The sequence below is a fragment of the Streptomyces sp. NPDC096013 genome, assembly GCF_044763565.1.
GTDB lineage: Bacteria > Actinomycetota > Actinomycetes > Streptomycetales > Streptomycetaceae > Streptomyces.
In genome coordinates this window covers 1,137,329-1,160,084 of record NZ_JBIWGK010000001.1, presented here as the reverse complement: position 1 = coordinate 1,160,084, position 22,756 = coordinate 1,137,329, and the positions used below count along the sequence as shown (strand labels likewise).

The window sequence follows — 22,756 nt, the reverse complement described above, 5'->3', positions numbered from 1 at the left end:
GGAGCCGGGGCTACAGCCCGATGTCCCTGCGGCTCATGTCGTCCAGCGACTCGCGGCGCACCAGCACCCGCGCGATCCCGTCGGCCACCGCGACGACCGGCGGACGGCCGACGAGGTTGTAACCGGACGCCATCGACAGGTGGTACGCCCCGGCCGCCGGTACGGCGAGCAGATCCCCCGGGTGCACATCGCCCGGGAGCGCCACCTCGTCCGCGAGGACGTCGCCCGCCTCGCAGTGCCGGCCCACGACCGTGACCAGGCGGGGCGGCGCGGTCGCGGGACGGCCGATCAGCCGGGGCGCGTAGCGGACGCCGTAGAGCGCGGGCCTCGGGTTGTCGCTCATGCCGCCGTCGACCGCGACGAACGTGCGGTCGCCGGTGCGCTTGACGGCCAGGACGCGGTAGACGGCGACCCCGGCGGGCCCGACGATCGCCCGGCCCGGCTCCAGCGTGAGCCGGGGCACCGGCAGCCCGGTGCGGGCGCAGCCGTCCTCCAGCTCGGCGCGTATCCGGCCCGCGAGGACGGGGATGCTCAGCTGCTCCTCGCCGGGGCGGTAGGCGATGGCGTGGCCGCCGCCGATGTCCAACTGCGGGAGCGTGACGCCGTGTTGGTCGCGGATGCGGGCCAACAGGCCCATCAGGCGCCGGACCGCGGCGACATACGGCTTCGTGGTGGCGATCTGCGAACCGATGTGGCAGTGCAGGCCCACGAGTTCGAGGTGCGGCTGGTCGAGTATCCGCGTCACCGCGTGCTGCGCCGACCCGTCGGTGATCGACAGACCGAACTTCTGGTCGTCGGTCCCCGTGCGCACCTTGACGTGGGCGCCGGCCGCGACACCCGGCACCACCCGCACCATCACCTTCTGCCGGGTGCCGGCCGGGGTGATCGCGGCCAGCCGGGCGATCTCCGAGGTGCTGTCCACCACGATCCGCCCGACCCCGAGGCGCAGCGCGGCACGCAGATCCTCCGGGCTCTTGGCGTTGCCGTGCAGCACGATCCGCTCCGGCGGGAAACCGGTCGTGACGGCCAGCGCGAGTTCACCGGCCGAGCAGACGTCGAGGTCGAGCCCCTCCTCCCGCACCCAGTGGGCCATCGCCCGGCACAGGAACGCCTTGGCCGCGTAGACGACGTCGGCCTCCGGGAACGCCGCGCGGTACGTACGGCAGCGCTCGCGGATCTCCTGCTCGTCGAGGACGTAGACCGGGGTGCCGAAGCGGTCGGCGGCCTCGGCGAGGGAGACACCGCCGACGGTGAGGTCACCGGTGGGGGCGGGGCGGGTGGAGCGGGGCCAGACGGCCAGGTCGTCGGCGTCCGCCGGGACCTGGGGCAGGACGTGCAGCGGGGCGTCCAGGATGGACATGAGGGCTCCTCAGCCGATCAGGAGGTTCAGGCAGGCGACGACGGCGGCGGCGCCGGTCACCCGCAGTGCGCCGACGTGCTGGGGATGCCAGCGGCGCCAGGAGTTCTCCCGCTCCCGCACGGCAGCCGCCGTACGGTCGGCCGAGGGGGCCGAGAACTGCGGGTCGACGGTGAGGGCCGTCACGCCGAGCGGTGCGGCGAGGGCGCGCAGCGCGGGTTCGGAGAGCCTGATACCCGCCTGTTCGGGGCCCAGGGTGGCGGCGAGCCGCGCCGCCGAGGTGAAGCCGACCGCCGTACGGCCGCCCAGCGGCGTACGGAAGAAGCGGGCCGTGCAGCCCGCGGGACCCGACCGGACCGGGACGTACAGAAGTCCGGCCGGGACCCGTTCGGAGGGCTCGGCGTCCCCCGGCTCCTTGAGGCCCTCGGCGTGCTCGGCGTGCTCGACTGGAGACATCGTGCGGCTCCTTGCGGAAGTGATGTGCGGGGCCCGGCCGGTGCGGCCGGGTGCTCTTCGAAGCTATGCCCGCGGGGGAGGGGTCCGGGTGCCGCTCTGACGGATGCTTGACGGGGGAGCGTCCAGCTATAACGCCCTGCTGACGGGGGGTACGACGGCTCAGCCCCCGCCCTCCGTCAGCTCCCGCGCGTCGACCGTGAGCCGCAGGGAGACGCGGCGGTGCAGTGAGGCGAGCTCGCTCTCCAGAGGGGACGGCGGCACGGTCAGGACCGGGCAGCCGGCGTGCGCGACGCAGTAGCGGGTGACGGACGGGAACAGCGCCCGGAGCGGGCCGCGCGGACCCGTGCCGATGACGAGGAGGTCGTCGGGCCGGTCGGCGGTCTCCACCAGGGCGCGGCCCGCCGTGCCCCGGACCACCAGGCCCTGGAGGGGGACCCCGGGGCCCGTCCCGCCGAACGCCGCGTCGAGCACGGCGAGGAGCCTGTCAGCGGCATCCCGGCGGAGGTGGGCCACCGGGGGCGCCAACATCGAGCGCCCGTGGGCGAGTTCACCGCCGGGCGGCTCCCAGGCGAGGACGGCCAGCAGCTCGGCGTCCGTGCGGCGGGCCTCCCGCACCGCCCGGTGCAGCGCGGCCAGGCTGCCCGTCGACCCGCTCACTCCGACCACGGTGCGTGCTCGCCCGCCACTGCTCATCGTCGCTCACCTCTCGGCGTACACAGAGTTGTCCGTGTCCCATCGAAGGGGCGAAGAGGGCGGGTGGAGGGTGGTGTTGCCGGGCGTCTGACGCCGGAGGGCTGATTCTTGACGCGGCGGTGACGGGGTGATGCGACGACGGGGTGACGGGCGTCGGCGGCGGGTCGTCCAGAGAGCGACGGGGGTGTGTCGGCGGTGGCTCGGGACGGGGGGCGGTGCGGTGTGCCTCCGGTGGCTCGTGGCGGGGCCGGTGCGTGTGCCTCCGATGGCTCGTGGCGGGGCCGGTGCGTGTGCCTCCGGTGGCTCGCGGCGGGGGCAGTGCGGTGTGGCGCCGGTGGCCGGAAATGGTGCCTCGCCCCGCGTCCCGCGACCCGCCCGCGTCAACGAAGTGGCCCGCCCTGGCAAAGCCCGGGGCAAGAATCGCCCCCGGCACTCGCACCCCGGGCCGCGATGACCGTCTGGCAACGCACCGTTCACTCGGGGGCCGCCGGGAAGCGCCACTGTGCGGTCGTCGTCAGCTCAACTGCTCGCCAGGGAGGGCACCATGACCACACAGACCGAGACACCGGACGGCTCCGCGCAGTCGTCCGAGGGAGTCAGCCGGCGTCACGCGCTGGGTCTCCTCGGTACGGCCGGCGCCGGCGCGGCCGTCACCCCCTTGCTGGGAGCAGGCACGGCGCAGGCCGCCCCGCTCGCCGCCCCGGCCCTGCACCTCACAGCGGACTCCTCCGGCACCTCCCCGGTCCAGGGCCTGCACCTCACCTTCGGCGCCGACCCGCGCACCCAGATGAACGTCTCCTGGATCACCGACAAACCGGTGACCAGACCCGTCGTCCGCTACGGCACGCTGGAGCACGGCTTCGGCTCCAAGGCCGATGCCCACACGGTCACTTACGTGGACGGCACCTCCAGCCGTACCGTCTACGTCCACCACGCCTCGCTGAAGCGCCTGTCGCCCGGCACCGACTACGTCTACATGGCCACCCACGAGGGCGCGACCCCCGACAGCGGCACCTTCCGCACCGCGCCGCGCGGCCGGGCCCCCTTCACCTTCACCAGCTTCGGCGACCAGTCCGCCCCGCAGGTCACCTGGGCGGCCAACGGCACCGTCGCGCTCGACGCGAACTCCACCCCGGCGACGAAGGACATCGTCACCGGCATCGAGCAGGTCGCCCCGCTCGTCCACCTCCTCAACGGCGACCTCTGCTACGCCAACCTGGACGTCGACCGGGTGCGCACCTGGAACAACTTCTTCACCAACAACACCCGTTCGGCCCGCTTCCGCCCCTGGATGCCGGCGGCCGGAAACCACGAGATCGAGAAGGCCAACGGCCCGATCGGACTCGGCGCCTACCAGACCTACTTCAACCTCCCCTCCACCGAGACCGACGCCGAACTCGCGGGCCTGTACTACGCGTTCACCGTCGGCTCGGTCCGCGTGATCGTGCTCCAGAACGACGACAACTGCCTCCAGGACGGCGGCGACGTCTACATCAACGGCTACTCCGGCGGACGCCAACTCGCCTTCCTGGAAAAGGAGCTGAAGGCGGCGCGGGCCTCGCGCGAGACCGACTGGATCGTCGTCGCCATGCACCAGGTGATGATCAGCTCCTCGGACGCCAACGGCGCAGACCTCGGACTGCGCGAGAAGTACGGCCCCCTCTTCGACCGCTACGGCGTCGACCTCGTCCTGTGCGGCCACGAGCACAACTACGAGCGCTCGCTTGCCGTGCGCGGTGTCGTCACCGGCAGCGAGACGCTCACCCCGAACCCGGTCTCCACGGCCACCGACTCCATCGACACCGGCCTCGGCACCGTGCACATGATCCTGGGCGGCGGCGGTGTCTCGGGCACCACGAACCAGAGCTTCTTCAAGGACGGCACCGCCAAGGTCATCACCGCCGTGTCGTCGAGCCCCGGCTCGAACGGCAAGCGCACCTCCACCTACACCAAGGAGGAGGCCGTCTGGACCGGCGTCCGCGACACCGAACACCCCTATGGCTTCGCGGCGTTCACCGTCGACCCGGGCCGCCACGCCGGTGACACGACCCGTATGCACGTCACGTACTACAACGTGAACAAGCCGTACGGCGAGCTGTCGGTCTTCGAGACGTTCACGATCCACCGCAAGCGCTCGGACGGCCACACCCGCTGATCCGACGGACCCTGGTCTTCGCCCGGCAACCAGAGCCGGGCGAACCGGAGTTCGCTTCGCACGCGGACGGTCCCGCGGGTCCACGTCGTTCCGGTGGACCCGCGGAACCGTCGCCATCTGCGCCCCGTTCAGCCCGTTGTCGCGGACTTCTGTCCGGAGGGGGCGACGGCGTACCACTCGCCGTCCTTGCCCTGGCCGTTGACCTGCCCGGCCGCCGTGTCGCCGATGTACCGGTACAACGGCCAGCCGGCGAGGGTGAGTTGCTTCAGACCGCTCCGGTGGACCGTACCGAGGAGGCTCTTCTCCACGCCCGACGTCTGGACGGAGTCCCGCACGATGACCGGAATCCACGTCATCGTGCAGGCGCCCTTGCACGTCCACTTGGACGGGGACGGCTCGTCCTTGTCGAAGCGGTAGAGGGTCATGCCGTTGTTGTCGGTGACCACGTTGCCGAGGCCGTTCATCGCCTTGGCTGTCACGGCGGTGGTCGTGGTCCCGCTGTCGGAGCCGGTGCCGGACGTGGCGCTCGCGCTCGCACTCGTGCTCGGCGGTGAGGCCACCGGTGTCGAGATCGCGGGGTCGGACGCGGCCGGGGCGGCGTTGTCGGTGCCCGTGCCGTCCGAGGAACCGCACGCCCCCACCAGCAGTGTGGAGGCGAGCCCTGCGACGAGGCTCAGGACGATGCGTCGCGGGTTCAAGGAAGTGCCCTTCGTCGGGGGTCGCGTCTGCTTACGCCCTTAGTACGTCGGCAGGTCCCGGCCCTCTCAGCCCCGGATTCCACATGACGCACTCTTGACCCCCCGAACGTCGCCGGGCCGCGGGCAGTCGGTTCCGGCCTGGTGGTCAGCCGGCGGGGACAGCCGCGTCGCTGAGACACGTACCCCGGGACCACGACAGGGGCGGCTTTGCGGATGCCCAGGGGACCAGGGGGGGCGAGGCCGATCATGGAGGCAAGGTGTCGGGTGCGCTGCCTGACTAGAGCCAGTCCCGGCGCTTGAAGATCAGGTACAGGCTGACGCAGACAACCCCCATCAGCCCGATCGCGAACGGGTACCCGAAGCCCCAGTGCAGTTCCGGCATGTTGGTGAAGTTCATGCCGTAGATCGTGCCGACGAGGGTGGGAGCGAAGAGGATGGCGGCCCAGCTGGAGATCTTTTTGATCTCCTCGTTCTGTTCGAAGCCCGCCTCCGCCAGCGCTCGCATCTCCGCGTTCTGTTCCTGGGTGACCAGGGTCGCGTTCACGGTGAGGATGTCGGTGAGGGCCTGACGGAAGCCGTCGACCTGTTCGCTGGTGTGGGTGACGTGGTCGGCCACGTCGCGGAGGTAGCGCTGGAGTTCCTCGTCCGTGCCGTACTTCGCGAAGCCGGCCATGAGGCTGTGCAGCATGCCTACCAGGGGGCGGGTGGCGCGTTGGAACTCGACCATTTCGCGGGAGAGTTCATAGATGCGGCGGGAGACCTTCGGGTCGCCGCGGAAGACCTCCGTCTCGATCTCGTCGATGTCCGTCTGGACACCGGCGACGACCGGCGCGTAGCCGTCGACGACCGCGTCGAGGATGGCGTACAGCACCGCCTCGGGGCCGAGTTTCAGCAACTCCGGTGATTCCTCCATGCGTTGGCGGACGGCAGAGAGGTCGGGGGCCGCGCCGTGCCTGACCGTGATCACGAAGTCCGGGCCCACGAAGACATGCAGCTCGCCGAAGTCGACCTCCTCCGTCGTGTCCAAGTAGCGGGCCGCGCTCAGGACGACGAACAGCGTCTCGCCGTAGCGCTCCAGTTTGGGCCGCTGGTGTGCCTCCATCGCGTCCTCGACGGCGAGCGGGTGGAGGTCGAACTCGGCTGCCAGGGAGAGGAGTTCGCGTTCGGTGGGGCGGGCGAGGCCGATCCAGGCCATGCCGGACGGCTGTTCGCGGAGTTCGCGGAAGGTGTCGGCGAGGGTGTTCGGCGCGGAGACGCGTACGCCGTCCCGGTACAGGGCAGCCTGGACGACGCTGCCCGCGTCGGACGGTTCCGGGGGTGGCGCGTCGGCCGTGGACGCCGGGGTCTCGGGGGCCGGTTCCGGGGGCGGGGCGGGTGTGCGGCGCCAGCCGGGGCGTCGGCCGGTCCTGCCGTTCTTCGAGGTGGGGCGGGCGCGTCGCTGGGGCATGCGCGGCTGCCTCTCGGTCGAACCTACGTCTGCGTGATCACGGAGCGGGATCAGAGCAGGAGCAGGATATACGCGGCAAACGACCTTGGCGTGTGAACGCGTTCCCGGATTCGGTGAGAGTTGCGGACACTCCCTGTCCGCAACCGCCCGTAGCGTGGAGGACGTGACCAAGGCGAAGACCCCGGCTGACGCGAAGACCCCGGACCAGGCGAAGACGCCGGATCAGGCGAAGACTCCGGCCCATGCGGAGATTCCGGCCTGCCCGGAGGCTCCGGCCGGTGCGGAGGCTCCAGACCGTGCGGAGACTCCGGGCCGTGCGGCGACCCCGGCCCGAGCCAAGCCCCCTACCAAAGCCAAACCCTCCGCCAAAGCCAAGCCTCCCGCCAACGCCAAACCCCCCGCCACAACCAAACCCCCCACCCCCGTCCTCGACACCCGCACGCTCAACCGCGCCACCCTCCACCGCCAACTCCTCCTCCACCGCTCCCCCCTCCCCGCCGGCGCAGCCATCTCGCACCTCCTCGGCCTCCAGGCCCAGAACGTCAAGCCGCCCTACTACGCCCTCGCCGCCCGCCTCGACGGCTTCGCGCCCGAGGAGCTGTCGCGAATGATGGCCGAGCGTGAGGCCGTCCGTATCGTCACCCTCCGCTCCACCATCCACACCCACACGGCGGGCGACGCCCTCACCCTGCGCCCATTGGTGCAGGCCGCCCGTGATCGGGAGTTGGGTGCGTTCCGCAAGGGGCTCGTCGGGGTCGATCTGGACCGGCTCGCCGTCCTCGCCCGGGAGCTCCTCGAGGCCGAGCCGCGCACCATGAAGGAGTTGCGGGAGGCGCTGCTCGTCGAGTGGCCGGACGCCGACCCGCAGGCCCTCGCGATCGCCGCCCGGTGCAAGCTGCCGCTCGTCCAGGTCACCCCGCGCGGGCTGTGGGGACGGAGCGGGCAGGTGGCCCTGACCACCGCCGAGCACTGGCTGGGCCGCGCCGCCGAACCCGCGCCCGCCCCGGACGCCACCGTGCTCCGCTACCTCGCCGCCTTCGGCCCGGCCTCCGTGAAGGACATGCAGACCTGGGCCGGCCTGACCCGCCTGCGCGAGGCCTTCGAGCGGCTACGGCCGCAGCTCGTCACCTTCCACGACCCGAACGGCGTCGAACTCTTCGACCTCCCGGACGCGCCCCACCCCGCCGCCGACATCCCGGCCCCGCCGCGCTTCCTCCCGGAGTTCGACAACCTGCTCCTCTCCCATGCCGACCGCACCCGGGTCGTACCGGCCGAGTACTGGGGCCGCGCCTGGCAGGGCAACGTCGCTCACCGCACCTTTCTCGTCGACGGCTTCCTCGCCGGTGTCTGGAAACTCGACGAGGGCAACGGCCACCTCGTCGTCGAACCCTTCGGCAAGCTGACCAGGGCCCAGCGGAGCGAGGTCGTCGCCGAGGGGGCGCTGATGCTCGACACCCTGCACAAGGGGACGTCGTACGACATCCGGTTCGGGACGGTCGTCGGCCCCTAGGACCCGTAGGACCCCCACAACCCCTAGGACCCGTACAACCCCTAGGGCCCGTGCGTCCCCTAGGACCCGTACGGGATCAGTCCGCCCGTCCCGTCACCGCCACCGTCAACCCCAACCCGATCATCGTGAAACCACCCGCCCCGCCGATCAACGACAACCGGCGGTCGGAGCCCGCGAACCACGTGCGGGCCGCCGACGCGGTCAGGCCCCAGAGGGTGTCCGTGACCAGGCCGATGGAGATGGGGATCAGGCCGAGCAGGAGCATCTGGAGCGGGACGTGGCCCGTGGAGTGGTTGACGAACTGGGGGAGTACGGCGGCGAAGAACACCACGCCCTTGGGGTTGGTGACGCCGACCAGGGCGCCGTCGAGGACCGTGCGGAGGTCGCCCCGGGGTTCGGTCGCCGGGCCCGCTCGCATCGCCGACGCCTTCAGTTCCTTGCGGTGGCGGAACGCCTGGACCCCTAGGTGGACGAGGTACGCCGCGCCCGCGAGCTTCACCGTCAGGTAGACCGCGACCGAGCGTTCCACCAGCGAGCCGATGCCGAACGCGACCGCTGCCACGAGGAGATACGAGCCGAAGACGTTGCCGATCGCGGTCGCCACCGCCGTGCGGCGGCCGTGGGCGAGCGCGCGGCCGATGACGAACAGGACGCTGGGTCCCGGGATCACGATCACCAGCAGAGACATCGCGGCGAACGCGAGGAATCGGTCCGTGGACACCATGTCTGTCACTCCCATCCGCCCGCTCCCGTCCGGCGCTCATTGAAACAGGCGTCGAGGAGGCCCCTCTAGAGCCGGGGACAGGGAATTACGGCAACTCAGCCGACGAGGGACCGGCCCATGGACAGGGTGCGTTGCGGGCTGCTCGTGGAAGCCCGCAACGCACCCTGGTTCTGCCCTGAGGAATACTCAGGAGTTCTTCCGGGTCACGAGTTGACCTGTGCGGTCACCAGGCTGGAGAACGTGGTCAGCCGGGAGTACACACCCGGGTAACCCGCCTCGGCACAGCCCTCGCCCCAAGAAGTGATCCCTGCCAGGACGCCCCCGATGAGCAGGGGACCGCCGCTGTCGCCCTGGCAGGTGTCTACGCCGCCGGAGGTGTATCCGGCGCAAACCATGTCGGACGCGATGAAGTCCGAACCGTAGGAGCTCTTGCAGCTGGAGTCGGACACGATCGGGACGGTCGCGGTCCGCAGCTGGTTGGAGGAGCTGCCGTTCTCCGAGGTGGTGCCCCAGCCGAGGATGCGGGCGGTGGTGCCGGCCGCGTACACGCCGGTCTGGGAGGAGGAGACGTACGACGCCGTGGTGTACGGCATCGACGTCGACAGCGTCAGGACGGCCACGTCGTCGCCGTTGGTGGCGTCCGTGTAGCTGGGGTTGATCCAGATCTTGCTGACCTTGCTGACGGTGCCGTTCGTACCGTTGAGGTAGGTGCGGCCGCCGACCACGCGGACGCTGCTGGTGCTCTCGCCGACCATGCAGTGGGCGGCGGTGACCACCTTGGTCGCGGAGACGAGCGTGCCGCCGCAGAACTGGTTCTGCGAGGCGTCGGTGATCTGCATGACGAACGGGTACGACGTCGTCGTGGTCGTGGAACCGCCGACGATGGGCTGGGGGGCTGCGACAGCGGTGGGGGCGCTGAGCAGTGCGGTCGCTGCGGCAGCGGCGGCTGCCGCGACGACTGCGGTGGTTCTCCTGGCGCGGTTGAGCCCGAACATGAGTCTCCTCATTGGGTTGCCGGTGGGGGGTCGCGCGGGTGTGGGGGGTGCAACGGGGGTCGCGGGACCGACCCCCGTATGCCCGGGCGAGCGGCACACCCATAAGCTAGAACCCGGTGCACCCTGCTCCCAATGAGGGAACCCCCTAGGGGAGTTGGGCAGGGAAAACCCTCGGTCGCCGCACAGTAAACCCGCAGGGTCCTCAGTTCGGACGGCGCCCCGCCGCCAGTCGGACGATATCCACCCGGGAGCGGATGCCCAGCTTGCGGTAGACCCGGGTCAGGGTCGCCTCGACCGTCTTGACGCTGATGAACAACCGGGCGGCGATCTCCCGGTTGGTGGCGCCCTCCATGACCAGCGCGGCCACCTGACGCTCCATCGAGGCCAGCCCGTCGAGCCCTTCGAGGGTCGGCGCGGGCGTGGGCGCGGGCGCGGGCTCCGGCGGGCGCGCCACGGCGGCCTCGTCCACCTGCCGCAGCCAGGGCAGCGCCCGGCACCGCCGGAACAGCCGGGTCGCCTCGTCGTAGGACGTCGGTCCGGGCTGTCCGGTGCGCAGCGACGCCAGCGCGAAGGCGGCGCGCGCCTCCTCCAGGCCGTAGCCCAGCTTGGCGAGACGGTCCTGAACGGACGTCAGCTGTGCCACGGCCGCGTCGTGGTCGCCGCGTGCCGCGCGCACCAGGGCCTCGGCGCGGTCGAGGACGGCGAGGACGCTCTCGCGGCCCAGGCGCAGCGCGCGTTCCCGGGTGACGTCGATGACGTCCTGGGCCTCGGCGCTCTCGCCGATCAGGACGAGGGCCTCGGCGAGGTCGCCGTGCCAGCGCCCGCGGGCCGGGTCGGTGACCCCGAGGGCCTGTTCCAGTTCGCGGACCCGGCGCAGCGAGCGGACGGTCCCGTGGGCGTCCCCGGCGACCAACTGGGCGTACCCCAGGGCCCCGAGGGCACGGGACAGATACATCTGGTCGCCGTCCTCCTCGGCGTGCTCGACCGCCTCCCGGGCGAGGGCGAGCGCCTCGTCCACGTCACCGCCGGAGGCCTCGGCGAGCGCGGTGAGCATCGCGGACGCGGTCTGCCCGATGCCGGAGTCGCGGGCCAGCCGGAGCCCCTCGCGGGCCAGGTCGAGGGCGCGGCCGCAGTGCCCGGAGCGCAGTTCGGTCTCGGCGAAGCCGCGCAGGAAGTGCACCTCGCTCTCCACCGACCCGCGCCGCCGCACCTCGCGCAGCAGGGCGGTGATGGTCGCGCGGGCCTCGGGCAGCTGATCGCTCATCACCAGCCAGCGGAACCGGGCCGAGCCGGCGCCGTTGTGATGGCACGCCACCCTCGGGTCCTGGGGCTCCTTCAGCGCGCGCTTGATGGTCAGGGGTGCGTCGGGGTGGCCCATCAGGGTCTCGGTCTGCGCCTGGAAGGAGAGCGCGAGGAGTTCGGTGCGCCGGTCGCCCGCGCGCGCGGCGAGCTCGGCGGAGCGTGCCGTCTCCGCGCGGGCCCCGGCGAAGTCGCCCTCCACGAGCAGGGCGCGCCAGGCGAGTTGGTAGCGGACCAGGGCGAGCAGCCGGGGGTCGTCGCCCGCGTCGGCGAGGGCCTGCGGGAAGACGGCGTCGACGTCCGCCATCGAGTGACCGGCGGTGTCGATCACGATGATCCAGGCCCGCACCCGCTCGGCGGCCACCGAGGTCCGGGTCAGCACCTCGCGCGCGATGTCCCGGGCGAGGTCCAGCTCCCCGGCGGTGATCGCGTCCTCGGCGGCCTGCAACCGGCGTTCGTCCGGGCCCGGCACACTGTCGCCCGGGGTGTGCCGGGCGGCGAGCAGTCCGAGCGAGGCGGCGACCGAGGGCGCTCCCCGGTCGCGGGCGAGGGTCGCGGCCTCGGCGAGCCGGGTGGCGACGTCCGGGTCGGTGCCGGTGGTGGCCAGCGCGAGATGCCGGGCGCGTTCGATGGGGTCGGAGGCCGCCGTCGACAGCGCCGCGTGCGCGGCCCGCCGCTCCTGGGCGGGTGCCTCCGCGTACAGCGCGGCCGAGATCAGCGGATGCGCGAACCGTACGGCGGGGCCCTCGGGTTCCGTTGCCAGCAGGCCGAGTTCGGCCGCCTGGGCGGTCTCCGCCTCGGCGTTCTCCCGGCCGGCCGTCTGGAGCAGGGCCACGGTGGGACGGGCGCCCGCGCTCGCGACCAGCAGCGTGCGGCGCGCCTCGGCGGGCAGCATGTCGAGCCGGCTCAGCACCAACGCGCGTAGCGAGGTGGGCACGGGCAGCGGCTCGCCGGGTCTCGGCGGGGTGGGGTTCTCGGCCAGTACGCGGCCCAGCTCCAGCGCGAACAACGGGTTTCCGCCACTCGTACGGTGGATCTCGCGGACCGTGGAGCGCGGCAGCCCGGCGTATCCGCGATGGTCGAGCAGCGCCGACACCTGTGCCCGGGACAGCGGACTGAGCCGGAACGCGAGGGTGTCCGGCGGTGACGCGCGCAGATACCGGTCGTACTCCTGGCCCTCGGTCCGCACCGCGAACACCATCTGCACCTGGGTGTCCCCGAGCCGCCGGGCCGCGAACCCGAGCAGCTCCGCGCTGGCCGGGTCCAGCCATTGCAGGTCGTCGGCCACGACGAGGACGGGACCGTCTGCGGCCAGGGCGCGCAGCGCGGACAGGACGGCCAGGCGCAGGGCGAGTCCGTCGCGCTGGAGGGTGGACTCGCCGCGTCCGGTGAGCGCGGATTCCAGTGCCGTGCGCTGTGCGGCGGGCAGCCGCTCGGACACCTCGTCCAGGACCAGACCGAGGAGGTCCGCGAGGGCCAGGAAGGGGAGATGGGATTCGGACTCCGTGGCCGAGCAGCGCAACACGGTCCGCGCCGTCTCGCCGTATTCCGCGGCCAACGCCCGCAGGAGGGTCGATTTTCCTATTCCGGCGGGGCCGTGGAGCAGCACACTGCCGCCCTCCGCGAGCTGGTCACGGGCGGCGGAGAACATCTCCTCCCGGCCGATGACCAGGTCGGAGCGGCATCTGGCAGGCTCCTTGAAGTCCCGTCGCACGGTCACCGCTCCCCTCGTGTGTCGTGTCCGGGCCAATATTAGGCAATCAGTCCTTGAAATTCGGATGGACGGGGTGGTGAGGGAAATAACAACGGTGCGGCATCGGGAAATTCAAAGCTCCGATGAATGAATAGACGCTCGCCAGGGGGGCCGCCCCCGGAGGCGCCTCGCCCCCTCTCACGGCAGCACCCCCGCCCGCCGCGCCGACACCACGGCCTCGCCGCGGGTGTGCGCCCCGAGCCTCCGCATCGCCGAGCGCAGATATCCCTTCACCGTCTCCGGCCGCAGCCCGAGCCGCTCCGCCGCCACCGCGTTCGTCGCCCCCGCCGCCACACACGCCAGGACGTCCAGCTCGCGGGGTGTCAGTCCCACCTCACCGGTGGCCGCCTCCGCCGTCAACAGGCCGCAGGCGTCCAGCAGTTCTGCCCGCAGCGCCGGGTCCGCGATGCGCGGGGCCAGTGCCCGCAGCGCCGCGTGCGCCTCCCGCACCTGCTCCCACACCGCGCTCGCCGCCGGGTCGGGGGCCGGTGCCGGACGCGCCGCGCTCAGCAGCTCGTGCACCTCCTCCCGTACGACCAGGGCCTGTTCGACGTCCCGGGCGGCCTCCATCGCCGCGCTCAGCATCCGGTCGCCGAGCGGCTGGGCGGTGCGCAGCGCGCCGTAGAGGACACCGCGGACGCGGCGGCGTACGACGACCGGGACCGCGAGGATCGCGCGCAGGCCCTCGGCGGCGACCGGGGCGTCGTACTCGTGGCTGATCTGGCGGGAGGCGGAGTAGTCGAGGACCGCGCACGGGCGGGCGAGGGCGACCGCCTTGCCGCCGAGGCCGTTGCCCGAGCAGACCGCGAGGGCGCGCAGGGCGGGGGTCGCCGTGCCGCTCAGTTCGCTGATGCGCATCTGCCGGCGGCCGGACTCCACCAGGCCGCCGAAGGCGACCGGCAGCCCCGTCCCGCGCCGGAGCCGTACCAGCGCCGACTGAATCTCCACCATCCCTGCCGCGTCCGTCGTCACCCGCTCGCCCCTTCATTGCGGCCGCCGTGCTGCACACACCCCCGTACGGGGGTAGTGAGACCCACGTCACGGATTACACGATGTCAGAGAGCCGCCCGGCAATGGTCCGGTACTGAGGAGGACAGATGACGACGGCGAGTGAGTCGTTCCGTAGTGCGCGGGATTTCCTGTTGGCACATCGCGAGGACTATGCCACGGCCTACGAGGGTTTCTCCTGGCCCCGGCCCGAGCACTTCAACTGGGCGCTCGACTGGTTCGACGTCATCGCGGCCGGAAACGACCGCACGGCCCTGCGCATCGTCGAGGAGGACGGCACCGAGTCCGCCCTGTCCTTCGCGGAGATGTCCGAGCGCTCGAACCGTGTCGCCACCTGGCTGCGCGCCCAGGGCGTCCGCCCCGAGGACCGGATTCTCGTCATGCTCGGCAACCAGACCGAGCTGTGGGAGACGGCGCTCGCCGCGATGAAACTGCGCGCCGTCGTCATCCCCGCCACCCCGCTGCTCGGCCCCGCCGACCTGCGCGACCGCGTCGCCCGCGGCCGGGTCCGGCAGGTGATCGTGCGCTCCGAGGACACCGCCAAGTTCGACGAGGTGCCCGGGTCGTACACCCGGATCGCCGTCGGCGGCGCCGTCGAGGGCTGGCGGTCGTACGCGGACGCGGACACCGCCTCCGCGGAGTTCACGCCGGACGCGCCGACCCTGGCCGACGACCCGCTGATGCTCTACTTCACCTCGGGCACCACCGCCCATCCCAAGCTGGTGGAGCACACCCACACCTCGTACCCGATCGGCCATCTGGCCACCATGTACTGGATCGGCCTCAAGCCCGGCGACGTGCACCTCAACATCTCCTCGCCCGGCTGGGCCAAGCACGCCTGGTCGAACCTCTTCGCGCCGTGGAACGCGGAGGCGACCGTCTTCATCCACAACTACACGCGCTTCGACGCGGCCCGCCTGATGGCCGAGATGGACCGCGCGGGCGTCACCACCTTCTGCGCCCCGCCGACCGTGTGGCGCATGCTCATCCAGGCCGACCTGACCCAGCTGCGCACCCCGCCCCGCGAGGCACTGGCGGCGGGGGAGCCCCTGAACCCCGAGGTCATCGAGCAGGTCCGGCGGGCCTGGGGCGTCACCATCCGGGACGGCTTCGGGCAGACCGAGACCGCCGTCCAGGTCTCCAACAGCCCCGGCCAGCCGCTGAAGACGGGGTCGATGGGGCGGCCGAGTCCCGGGTACCGGGTCGAGCTGCTGGACCCGGTGTCGGGTGCGCCCGGCGCGGCCGAGGGCGAGATCGCGCTCGACCTCTCCGACCCGCCCGTCGGCCTGATGACCGGCTACCACGGCGACCCGGACCGTACCGCGGAGGCGATGGCCGGCGGCTACTACCGCACCGGTGACATCGGCTCCCGCGACGAGGACGGCTACATCACCTACGTCGGCCGCTCCGACGACGTCTTCAAGGCCTCCGACTACAAGATCTCCCCGTTCGAGCTGGAGAGCGCGCTGCTGGAGCACGAGGCGGTGGCCGAGGCCGCCGTGGTGCCCGCGCCGGACGAGCTGCGGCTCGCCGTACCGAAGGCGTACGTCGTGCTCGCCGCGGGCTGGGAGCCGGGACCCGACACCGCGAAGGTGCTGTTCGAGCACTCGCGTGACGTCCTCGCCCCCTACAAGCGCATCCGGCGGCTGGAGTTCGCCGAGCTGCCCAAGACCGTCTCCGGCAAGATCCGCCGGATCGCACTGCGCGAGGCGACGGCCTCCGGTTCGGCCGCCGAGTACCGCGAGGAGGACTTCCGGTGAACTCGTACTCCCATGGAACCAGCGGGACTTCACTCCTCGGCGACACCATCGGCGCCGACCTCGACCGGGCGGTCGCCGCCTGGCCCGACCGCGAGGCGCTCGTCGACGTGCCGTCGGGCCGGCGCTGGACGTACGCCCAATTCGCCGCCGACACCGGCCAGTTGGCCTACGCGCTGCTCGCGAGCGGGGTCGCCAAGGGTGACCGGGTCGGGATCTGGGCGGTCAACTGCGCGGAGTGGGTGCTCGTCCAGTACGCCACCGCCCGCATCGGCGCGATCATGGTGAACATCAACCCGGCGTACCGCACCCACGAGGTCGAGTTCGTCCTCAACCAGGCGGGAATCTCCGTCCTGTTCGCCTCGGTCGGCCACAAGACCAGCGACTACCGGGCGATGGTCGACCAAGTCCGGGGCAGGTGCCCGGAGTTGCGCGAGGTCGTGTACATCGGCGACCCGAGCTGGGACGCGCTGCTGCGGCGCGGGACGCCCGATCTGCACGAGGACTTCTCGACCCGCGGGAGCGAGCTGTCCTGCGACGACCCCATCAACATCCAGTACACCTCGGGCACGACCGGCTTCCCCAAGGGCGCCACGCTCTCCCACCACAACATCCTCAACAACGGTTATTTCGTGGGGGAGTCGATCGCCTACACCGAGCAGGACCGGGTCTGCATCCCGGTGCCCTTCTACCACTGCTTCGGCATGGTCATGGGCAACCTCGCGGCGACCTCCCACGGAGCGTGCATGGTGATCCCGGCCGCGTCGTTCGACCCGGCGGCGACCCTGAAGGCCGTACAGCAGGAGCGGTGCACCTCGCTCTACGGCGTCCCGACCATGTTCATCGCGGAGCTGAACCTCCCCGACTTCGCGTCCTACGACCTCTCCTCGCTCCGCACCGGCATCATGGCGGGCTCGCCCTGCCCGGTCGAGGTGATGAAGCGGGTGGTCGCCGAGATGCACATGGCGGAGGTGTCCATCTGCTACGGCATGACGGAGACGTCCCCGGTCTCGCTCCAGACCCGGCGGGACGACGACCTCGAACACCGCACGGGCACGGTGGGCCGGGTCCTCCCGCACCTGGAGGTCAAGGTCGTCGACCCGGCGACCGGCGTCACCCAACCCCGGGGCACGGCGGGGGAGTTGTGCACCCGCGGCTACAGCGTGATGCTCGGCTACTGGAACGAGCCGGAGAAGACCGCCGAGGCGATCGACGCGGGCCGCTGGATGCACACGGGTGACCTGGCGATGATGCGCGAGGACGGCTACGTCGAGATCGTCGGCCGTATCAAGGACATGATCATCCGGGGCGGCGAGAACATCTACCCGCGCGAGATCGAGGAGTTCCTCTACACCCACCCGAAGATCGCGGACGTCCAGGTCGTCGGCATCCCCCACGAACGCTACGGCGAGGAGGTCCTGGCCTGCGTCATCCCCCGCGACCCGGCGGACCCGCCGACGCTGGAGGAGGTACGCGGCTTCTGCGACGGGAGGCTGGCGCACTACAAGATCCCGACGCTGTTGCGGATCATGGACGCTTTTCCGATGACCGTGTCGGGCAAGGTGCGGAAGATCGAGTTGCGGGAGCGGGCGGTGCGGGGGGAGTGAGGCGCGCCTCGCCGCCCCGGCCCCGAACTCCAGCTAACTTCCCGCCGCGTCGAGTTGATCGGCCGGCTCGTTCACCGGCTGTGGCGTGCCCGTGAGGTCGAGGACGAACAGGGGAACGCCCAGGGCGTCCGCGCGGACGCGGGCGTCGTCGGCGTAACCAGCGAGGGAGAAGTAGACGCACTCCGTGGACTCCGTCATGGCGGTCAGCCACAGGCACTCCACGTCCCGCAGTGACGCGGGGCGGACGGTCGGGTCCACCTGCGCGAGGATGCCGCGGGCGGCGAGGCCGATGCCGGACGGGGGCCGCTGGTCGGCGCGGCGGATGTCCCGGTAGCCGAGCCAGCGCAGATACAGCGCGGCGGCGGTGACCGCGTCGCGCGCGGTACGGATCGTCACGGGTTGGAAGGCGGGCCGCCCCCGCACATCGGCGCCCAGCCGCGTGGTCCGCACGGTCGGTTCCGAGGCCGGCTCCGCCCCCGCGACGGGGATGCGCAGCAGGGTCCCGCACGGGCAGCCCAGCTCCGGGTACGGCCACTCGTCGAGCCGGCCGCAGGCCGCGCAGCGCACCGCGATCCAGTCCTCGTCCCACACCCGGTGGGTCACGACCGTCGCCACGCCGCGCTGATCCAGCGGCGGGGCGACGGGGGCTCCGCAGACACAGGGGTAGGACGGCGCAGCGTAGACGTGCTCACGTCGGCAGGCCGGACAGCGCACCGGCACGCTCTCTGACATGAGCCCCATGCTCCTCCTGGAAACCCCTGCTTGTCCGTCTCTTGACGGCCTTGGCCACCCCACTTACATTAATTCCAGATAGTAGAAGTTAGATTCCGTAATGCGGAAGTCCGAAGCTAGTGAGGAGCTTTCACCGCGGGGCGCGCCGGTGAGGTGATTCCGACAGCCGAAGCAGGAGTACTCCATGGCTCGTATGACCGCTGCCCGCGCGGCAGTCGAGATCCTCAAGCGCGAGGGCGTCAGCGACGCGTTCGGCGTGCCGGGTGCGGCGATCAACCCGTTCTACGCCGCGCTCAAGGCGTCCGGCGGCATCCACCACACCCTCGCCCGCCATGTCGAGGGCGCCTCGCACATGGCCGAGGGCTACACCCGTACAGCGCCCGGCAACATCGGTGTCTGCATCGGCACCTCGGGCCCGGCCGGCACCGACATGATCACCGGCCTCTACTCCGCGATCGGCGACTCGATCCCGATCCTGTGCATCACGGGCCAGGCCCCGACCGCCGTGATCCACAAGGAGGACTTCCAGGCCGTCGACATCGCGTCGATCGCGGCCCCCGTGACGAAGATGGCGATCACTGTCCTGGAGGCGGCCCAGGTCCCCGGCGTCTTCCAGCAGGCCTTCCACCTGATGCGTTCCGGCCGCCCGGGCCCCGTCCTGATCGACCTGCCGATCGACGTGCAGCTCACGGAGATCGAGTTCGACCCGGAGACGTACGAACCGCTGGCGGTGTACAAGCCGACCGCGACCCGGGCGCAGATCGAGAAGGCGATCGGTCTCCTGAACGCCTCCGAACGCCCGCTGCTCGTCGCGGGCGGCGGTGTCATCAACGCGGACGCGTCCGAACTCCTCGTCGAATTCGCCGAGTTGACGGGCACGCCGGTCGTCCCGACCCTGATGGGCTGGGGCGTCCTGCCCGACGACCACGAACTGAACGCCGGCATGGTCGGCCTCCAGACCTCGCACCGCTACGGCAACGCGACCTTCCTGGAGTCCGACTTCGTCCTCGGCATCGGCAACCGCTGGGCCAACCGGCACACCGGCAAGCTGGACGTCTACACGGCGGGCCGCACCTTCGTCCACGTCGACATCGAGCCCACCCAGATCGGCAAGATCTTCGCCCCCGACTACGGCATCGCCTCCGACGCGAAGGCCGCACTGGAGCTGTTCGTCGAGGTGGCACGGGAGTTGAAGGAGGCGGGGGCCCTCCCCGACCGCTCGCGGTGGGCGGCCTCGGCCCAGGAGCGGAAGGCAACTCTCCAGCGCCGTACGCACTTCGACAACATCCCGATCAAACCCCAGCGCGTCTACGAGGAGATGAACAAGGCCTTCGGCCCGGAGACCCGGTACGTCTCCACCATCGGCCTCTCCCAGATCGCCGGCGCCCAGATGCTGCACGTCTACCGCCCCCGCCACTGGATCAACTGCGGCCAGGCGGGCCCCCTCGGCTGGACCATCCCCGCCGCCCTCGGCGTCGCGAAGGCCGACCCCGAGGCATCGGTGGTGGCCCTCTCCGGGGACTACGACTTCCAGTTCATGCTCGAAGAGCTGGCGGTCGGCGCCCAGCACCGCATCCCCTACGTCCATGTCCTCGTGAACAACGCCTACTTGGGCCTCATCCGCCAGGCCCAGATCGGCCTGGACATCAACTTCCAGGTCAACCTGGAATTCGAGAACATCAACTCGCCGGAGCTGGGCGTCTACGGCGTCGACCACATCAAGGTCGTCGAGGGCCTCGGCTGCAAGGCCGTCCGCGTCACCGACCCCGCGGAACTCGGCGCGGCCTTCGAACAGGCCAAGAAGCTCGCCGCGGAGTTCCGGGTCCCGGTCGTGGTTGAGGCGATCCTGGAACGCGTCACCAACATCGCCATGAGCAAGACGAACGACATCAGCAACGTGGTGGAGTTCGAGGAACTGGCGACGGAACCGGCTCACGCACCGACGTCGATCAAGACGCTGAAGGTGTAAACGCGGGACACGCAAGGCGGGGCGGCTCATCCGGGGGGGATGGGCCGCCCCGCCTTTGCTTTTGGCGCCCCTTTTTTGTGGACGCGCAGCGCCTCAAAAAAGGGGCGCGGGGAACTGCGCGACCAGCCACAGACGACCCGCACCCCGCAACGAACAGCCCCAGGCAGCCCCGACCCGCCCCAGAGGTCTACCTGAGGTTCACAGATCGTGTTCCGAGAGACCAGGCCAGTCCTCCGGCCCACCCCCCTGCCACTCGATCAGGTCACTCTCCTCGACCTCGATCCGATCCAGGTCGGCCAGCCGCAGGATCTCGACGACATCGTCGAGGTGGGAGGCGACCCCGAGGGTCTCATCACCGACGGTGACCCGGCGGGAGCCGTCCAGGGCCGGGGGGTGCACCACGATGTGCGGAAGTTCCGGTGGGTGTGCCATGTCTTCAGGCTGCTGCGCGGACGGCCGATCCGCACCCGGAAACGCGGAAGAGCGCCGGATACGGGACTGTCCGTATCCGGCGCTCGTCGTGGTGGCCGTCCGGTGGCGCGAGGCTGAGGGTGTCAGGACGTTCGCGCCGCCGGACGGAGTCTGGGGGGCTCCACGTGATGTGGAGGGAAAACTGTCGGCTGGGACCGCGGCGGTCGCGACGGGACCGGGGTGTTCCTTCCCTCAGGTCGAGAAGGAGGCCTCGGTACCTTCACCACCGCACTGGCTCGCACTCCGCCGCGGTCCTGGCCCTGCCCGCGCCGTGCCGGTGACCACCCCTCATCCGGGTCGTCCGGCACCCACGGGCCGTCGGTGGGGTCAGTCCTCGCGCAGGGCGTGGACCGCCTCCTCCACGCGCCGGCCGTACTCCGGGTCGGCGGCGTGGAAGTGCGCGAGGTTCTTCTCGATCACGTCGTCACGGGAGACCTGGGACAGGCCGCCGGCGATGTTCGCGACGAGACGGGACCGCTCCTCGGACGACATCAGGCGGTACAGCTCGCCCGCCTGGTAGAAGTCGTCGTCCTTGGTGTGCTGCGGGGCCTCGTGCGTGCCCGTGTAGCCGTTCACCGCCAGCGGCGCCGACAGGGCGCGGCCGGTCTCGGTCGGGCCGCCGTAGGAGTTCGGCTCGTAGTTCTTCGCCGCCCGGCCCTGGGGGTTGGACGCCATCAAGCCGTCCCGGCCGTAGTTCTGCGCCGTCGTCGCCCTGGGGGCGTTCACCGCGAGCAGCGTGTGGTTGACGCCCAGGCGGTAGCGGTGCGCGTCCGCGTAGGCGAACAGGCGGCCCTGGAGCATCTTGTCGGGCGAAGGACCGATGCCCGGCACGAAGTTGTTCGGGGAGAACGCGGCCTGCTCGACCTCGGCGAACACGTTGTCCGGGTTGCGGTCGAGGACCAGGCGGCCCACACGCTGGAGCGGGTAGTCCCGGTGCGGCCACACCTTGGTGAGGTCGAACGGGTTGAAGCGGTACTCCGCCGCGTCCGCCGCCGGCATGATCTGCACGTGCAGGGTCCAGGACGGGTTCACACCCCGCTCGATGGCCTGGAGCAGGTCCGTCTGGTGGGAGTTGGGGTTCCTGCCCGCCAACTCCGCCGCCTGCTCGGAGGAGAGACTGCGGACGCCCTGGTTCGTCTTGAAGTGGTACTTGACGAAGAAGGCCTCGCCCTCCGCGTTCGTCCACTGATAGGTGTGCGAGCCGTAGCCGTTCATGTGGCGGTACGACGCCGGGATGCCGCGGTCGCCCATCAGCCAGGTCACCTGGTGGGTGGCCTCGGGGCTGTGCGCCCAGAAGTCCCATACGTTGTCCGGCTCCTGGCGGCCCGTGAAGGGGTCGCGCTTCTGCGAGTGGATGAAGTCCGGGAACTTGGTGGGGTCCTTGATGAAGAACACCGGGGTGTTGTTCCCGACGAGGTCGTAATTCCCCTGCTCCGTATAGAACTTGACCGCGAAGCCGCGCGGGTCGCGCACCGCGTCGGCGCCGCCGAGCGAGTCGGCGACCGTGGAGAAGCGCAGGAACAGCTGGGTGCGCTTGCCGACGCTGCCGAGGAAGTCGGCGCTGGTGAAGCCGGTGACGTCGTCGGTGACCTCGAAGTAGCCGTACGCGCCGGAGCCGCGGGCGTGCACCACGCGCTCCGGGATGCGCTCGCGGTTGAACCGGGCGAGCTTCTCCAGGAGGTGCTGGTCCTGGAGGAGGAGCGGGCCGCCGATGCCGGCGGACGCGGAGTTCTGGTTGTCGGCGACCGGGGCGCCGGACTCGGTGGTGAGCACGCGCTTCGACATCGTGACCTTCCGTACGAGGGGCAGCGGAATTCTTCGGAAGTTGTTTTCCGCTTTGTGGAGCCTAGGTTTGGGACGATCGGGGCGTCAACAGTTTGTTGAACCCGATTCCATGGGGATTCCGGACCGCGGCGCCGCCTGGGCGCGACAGGACAGATGTCAGCGGCGCCGCGGCCCGGAAGTCTTGGGGACCGGTCGGATCGGACCGGTCGGATCGGACCGGTGGGAACCGAGCGATGTGAACGGACCGATCGGAAGGACCGACGTGAACGGACCGGTCGGAACGGGTTGATCAGAGCGGACCGGTCGGAACGGGTTGATCGGAGCGTCGGTCAGGACGGGT

The 22,756-nt window shown here is 71.1% G+C and carries 17 protein-coding genes; 5 read left to right on the top strand and 12 right to left on the bottom strand.

Features of this window, described 5'->3' with window-relative positions:
* Positions 1–10 precede the first annotated feature (10 nt).
* The 3 genes from lysA to ACIRB1_RS05045 form a co-directional block, all read right to left on the bottom strand.
* Entirely contained in the window at positions 11–1,360 is a 1,350-nt protein-coding gene (gene lysA, locus ACIRB1_RS05055; RefSeq protein WP_403464595.1) for a diaminopimelate decarboxylase, read from the bottom strand.
* A 9-nt stretch (positions 1,361–1,369) separates the two neighbouring features.
* Complete coding sequence (locus tag ACIRB1_RS05050; protein WP_352177683.1) at positions 1,370–1,813, bottom strand: SAV_915 family protein; 444 nt, start codon at positions 1,811–1,813, stop codon at positions 1,370–1,372.
* 159 nt (positions 1,814–1,972) lie between these two features.
* Complete coding sequence (locus tag ACIRB1_RS05045) at positions 1,973–2,506, bottom strand: universal stress protein (RefSeq protein WP_403464594.1); 534 nt, start codon at positions 2,504–2,506, stop codon at positions 1,973–1,975.
* A 544-nt stretch (positions 2,507–3,050) separates the two neighbouring features.
* On the opposite strand from ACIRB1_RS05045, the gene ACIRB1_RS05040 reads away from it, so the two are divergent.
* Complete coding sequence (locus tag ACIRB1_RS05040; RefSeq protein ID WP_403464593.1) at positions 3,051–4,661, top strand: purple acid phosphatase family protein; 1,611 nt, start codon at positions 3,051–3,053, stop codon at positions 4,659–4,661.
* Positions 4,662–4,789: 128 nt separating this feature from the next.
* On the opposite strand, the gene ACIRB1_RS05035 is transcribed toward ACIRB1_RS05040, so the two are convergent.
* Positions 4,790–5,359: a hypothetical protein gene (locus ACIRB1_RS05035; protein WP_403464592.1), complete on the bottom strand. Its 570-nt coding sequence runs from the start codon at positions 5,357–5,359 to the stop codon at positions 4,790–4,792.
* A gap of 277 nt (positions 5,360–5,636) precedes the next feature.
* Positions 5,637–6,806, bottom strand: a complete 1,170-nt coding sequence (locus ACIRB1_RS05030) for a magnesium and cobalt transport protein CorA (protein ID WP_403464591.1) — start codon at positions 6,804–6,806, stop codon at positions 5,637–5,639.
* Positions 6,807–6,969: 163 nt separating this feature from the next.
* Between ACIRB1_RS05030 and ACIRB1_RS05025 the strand changes: the two genes are divergently transcribed.
* Positions 6,970–8,316: a DNA glycosylase AlkZ-like family protein gene (locus tag ACIRB1_RS05025; protein ID WP_403464590.1), complete on the top strand. Its 1,347-nt coding sequence runs from the start codon at positions 6,970–6,972 to the stop codon at positions 8,314–8,316.
* 76 nt (positions 8,317–8,392) lie between these two features.
* On the opposite strand, the gene ACIRB1_RS05020 is transcribed toward ACIRB1_RS05025, so the two are convergent.
* The 4 genes from ACIRB1_RS05020 to ACIRB1_RS05005 form a co-directional block, all read right to left on the bottom strand.
* Complete coding sequence (locus tag ACIRB1_RS05020) at positions 8,393–9,040, bottom strand: LysE family translocator (RefSeq protein WP_352177676.1); 648 nt, start codon at positions 9,038–9,040, stop codon at positions 8,393–8,395.
* Positions 9,041–9,243: 203 nt separating this feature from the next.
* The gene (locus ACIRB1_RS05015; RefSeq protein WP_403464589.1) at positions 9,244–10,035 is read right to left on the bottom strand and encodes a S1 family peptidase; all 792 of its coding nucleotides are present in this window, start codon (positions 10,033–10,035) and stop codon (positions 9,244–9,246) included.
* Positions 10,036–10,237: 202 nt separating this feature from the next.
* Positions 10,238–13,054: an ATP-binding protein gene (locus tag ACIRB1_RS05010; protein WP_403464588.1), complete on the bottom strand. Its 2,817-nt coding sequence runs from the start codon at positions 13,052–13,054 to the stop codon at positions 10,238–10,240.
* Between the two features lie 171 nt (positions 13,055–13,225).
* Positions 13,226–14,059 carry a response regulator transcription factor gene (locus ACIRB1_RS05005; RefSeq protein WP_403464587.1) on the bottom strand — a complete coding sequence of 278 codons (834 nt, stop codon included), beginning with the start codon at positions 14,057–14,059 and terminating at the stop codon, positions 13,226–13,228.
* A gap of 125 nt (positions 14,060–14,184) precedes the next feature.
* Here ACIRB1_RS05005 and ACIRB1_RS05000 point away from each other — a divergent pair, with 125 nt between their 5' ends.
* Together ACIRB1_RS05000 and ACIRB1_RS04995 are read left to right on the top strand one after the other, a co-directional pair.
* Positions 14,185–15,855: an AMP-binding protein gene (locus tag ACIRB1_RS05000; RefSeq protein WP_403464586.1), complete on the top strand. Its 1,671-nt coding sequence runs from the start codon at positions 14,185–14,187 to the stop codon at positions 15,853–15,855.
* Positions 15,852–17,459, top strand: coding sequence for an AMP-binding protein (locus ACIRB1_RS04995; protein WP_403464585.1), 1,608 nt, complete (start codon positions 15,852–15,854; stop codon positions 17,457–17,459). Before ACIRB1_RS05000 ends, ACIRB1_RS04995 begins: the two co-directional genes overlap by 4 nt.
* A gap of 33 nt (positions 17,460–17,492) precedes the next feature.
* Here the strand turns inward: ACIRB1_RS04995 and ACIRB1_RS04990 are convergent, their stop codons facing one another.
* Positions 17,493–18,200, bottom strand: coding sequence for a hypothetical protein (locus ACIRB1_RS04990; protein WP_352177670.1), 708 nt, complete (start codon positions 18,198–18,200; stop codon positions 17,493–17,495).
* Between the two features lie 175 nt (positions 18,201–18,375).
* Between ACIRB1_RS04990 and gcl the strand changes: the two genes are divergently transcribed.
* Positions 18,376–20,160: a glyoxylate carboligase gene (gcl, locus tag ACIRB1_RS04985; RefSeq protein ID WP_352177669.1), complete on the top strand. Its 1,785-nt coding sequence runs from the start codon at positions 18,376–18,378 to the stop codon at positions 20,158–20,160.
* A gap of 198 nt (positions 20,161–20,358) precedes the next feature.
* Here gcl and ACIRB1_RS04980 read toward each other — a convergent pair whose 3' ends face one another.
* The gene (locus ACIRB1_RS04980) at positions 20,359–20,592 is read right to left on the bottom strand and encodes a hypothetical protein (RefSeq protein ID WP_352177668.1); all 234 of its coding nucleotides are present in this window, start codon (positions 20,590–20,592) and stop codon (positions 20,359–20,361) included.
* A gap of 366 nt (positions 20,593–20,958) precedes the next feature.
* Positions 20,959–22,416, bottom strand: coding sequence for a catalase (locus tag ACIRB1_RS04975; RefSeq protein WP_403464583.1), 1,458 nt, complete (start codon positions 22,414–22,416; stop codon positions 20,959–20,961).
* Positions 22,417–22,756: the final 340 nt, after the last annotated feature.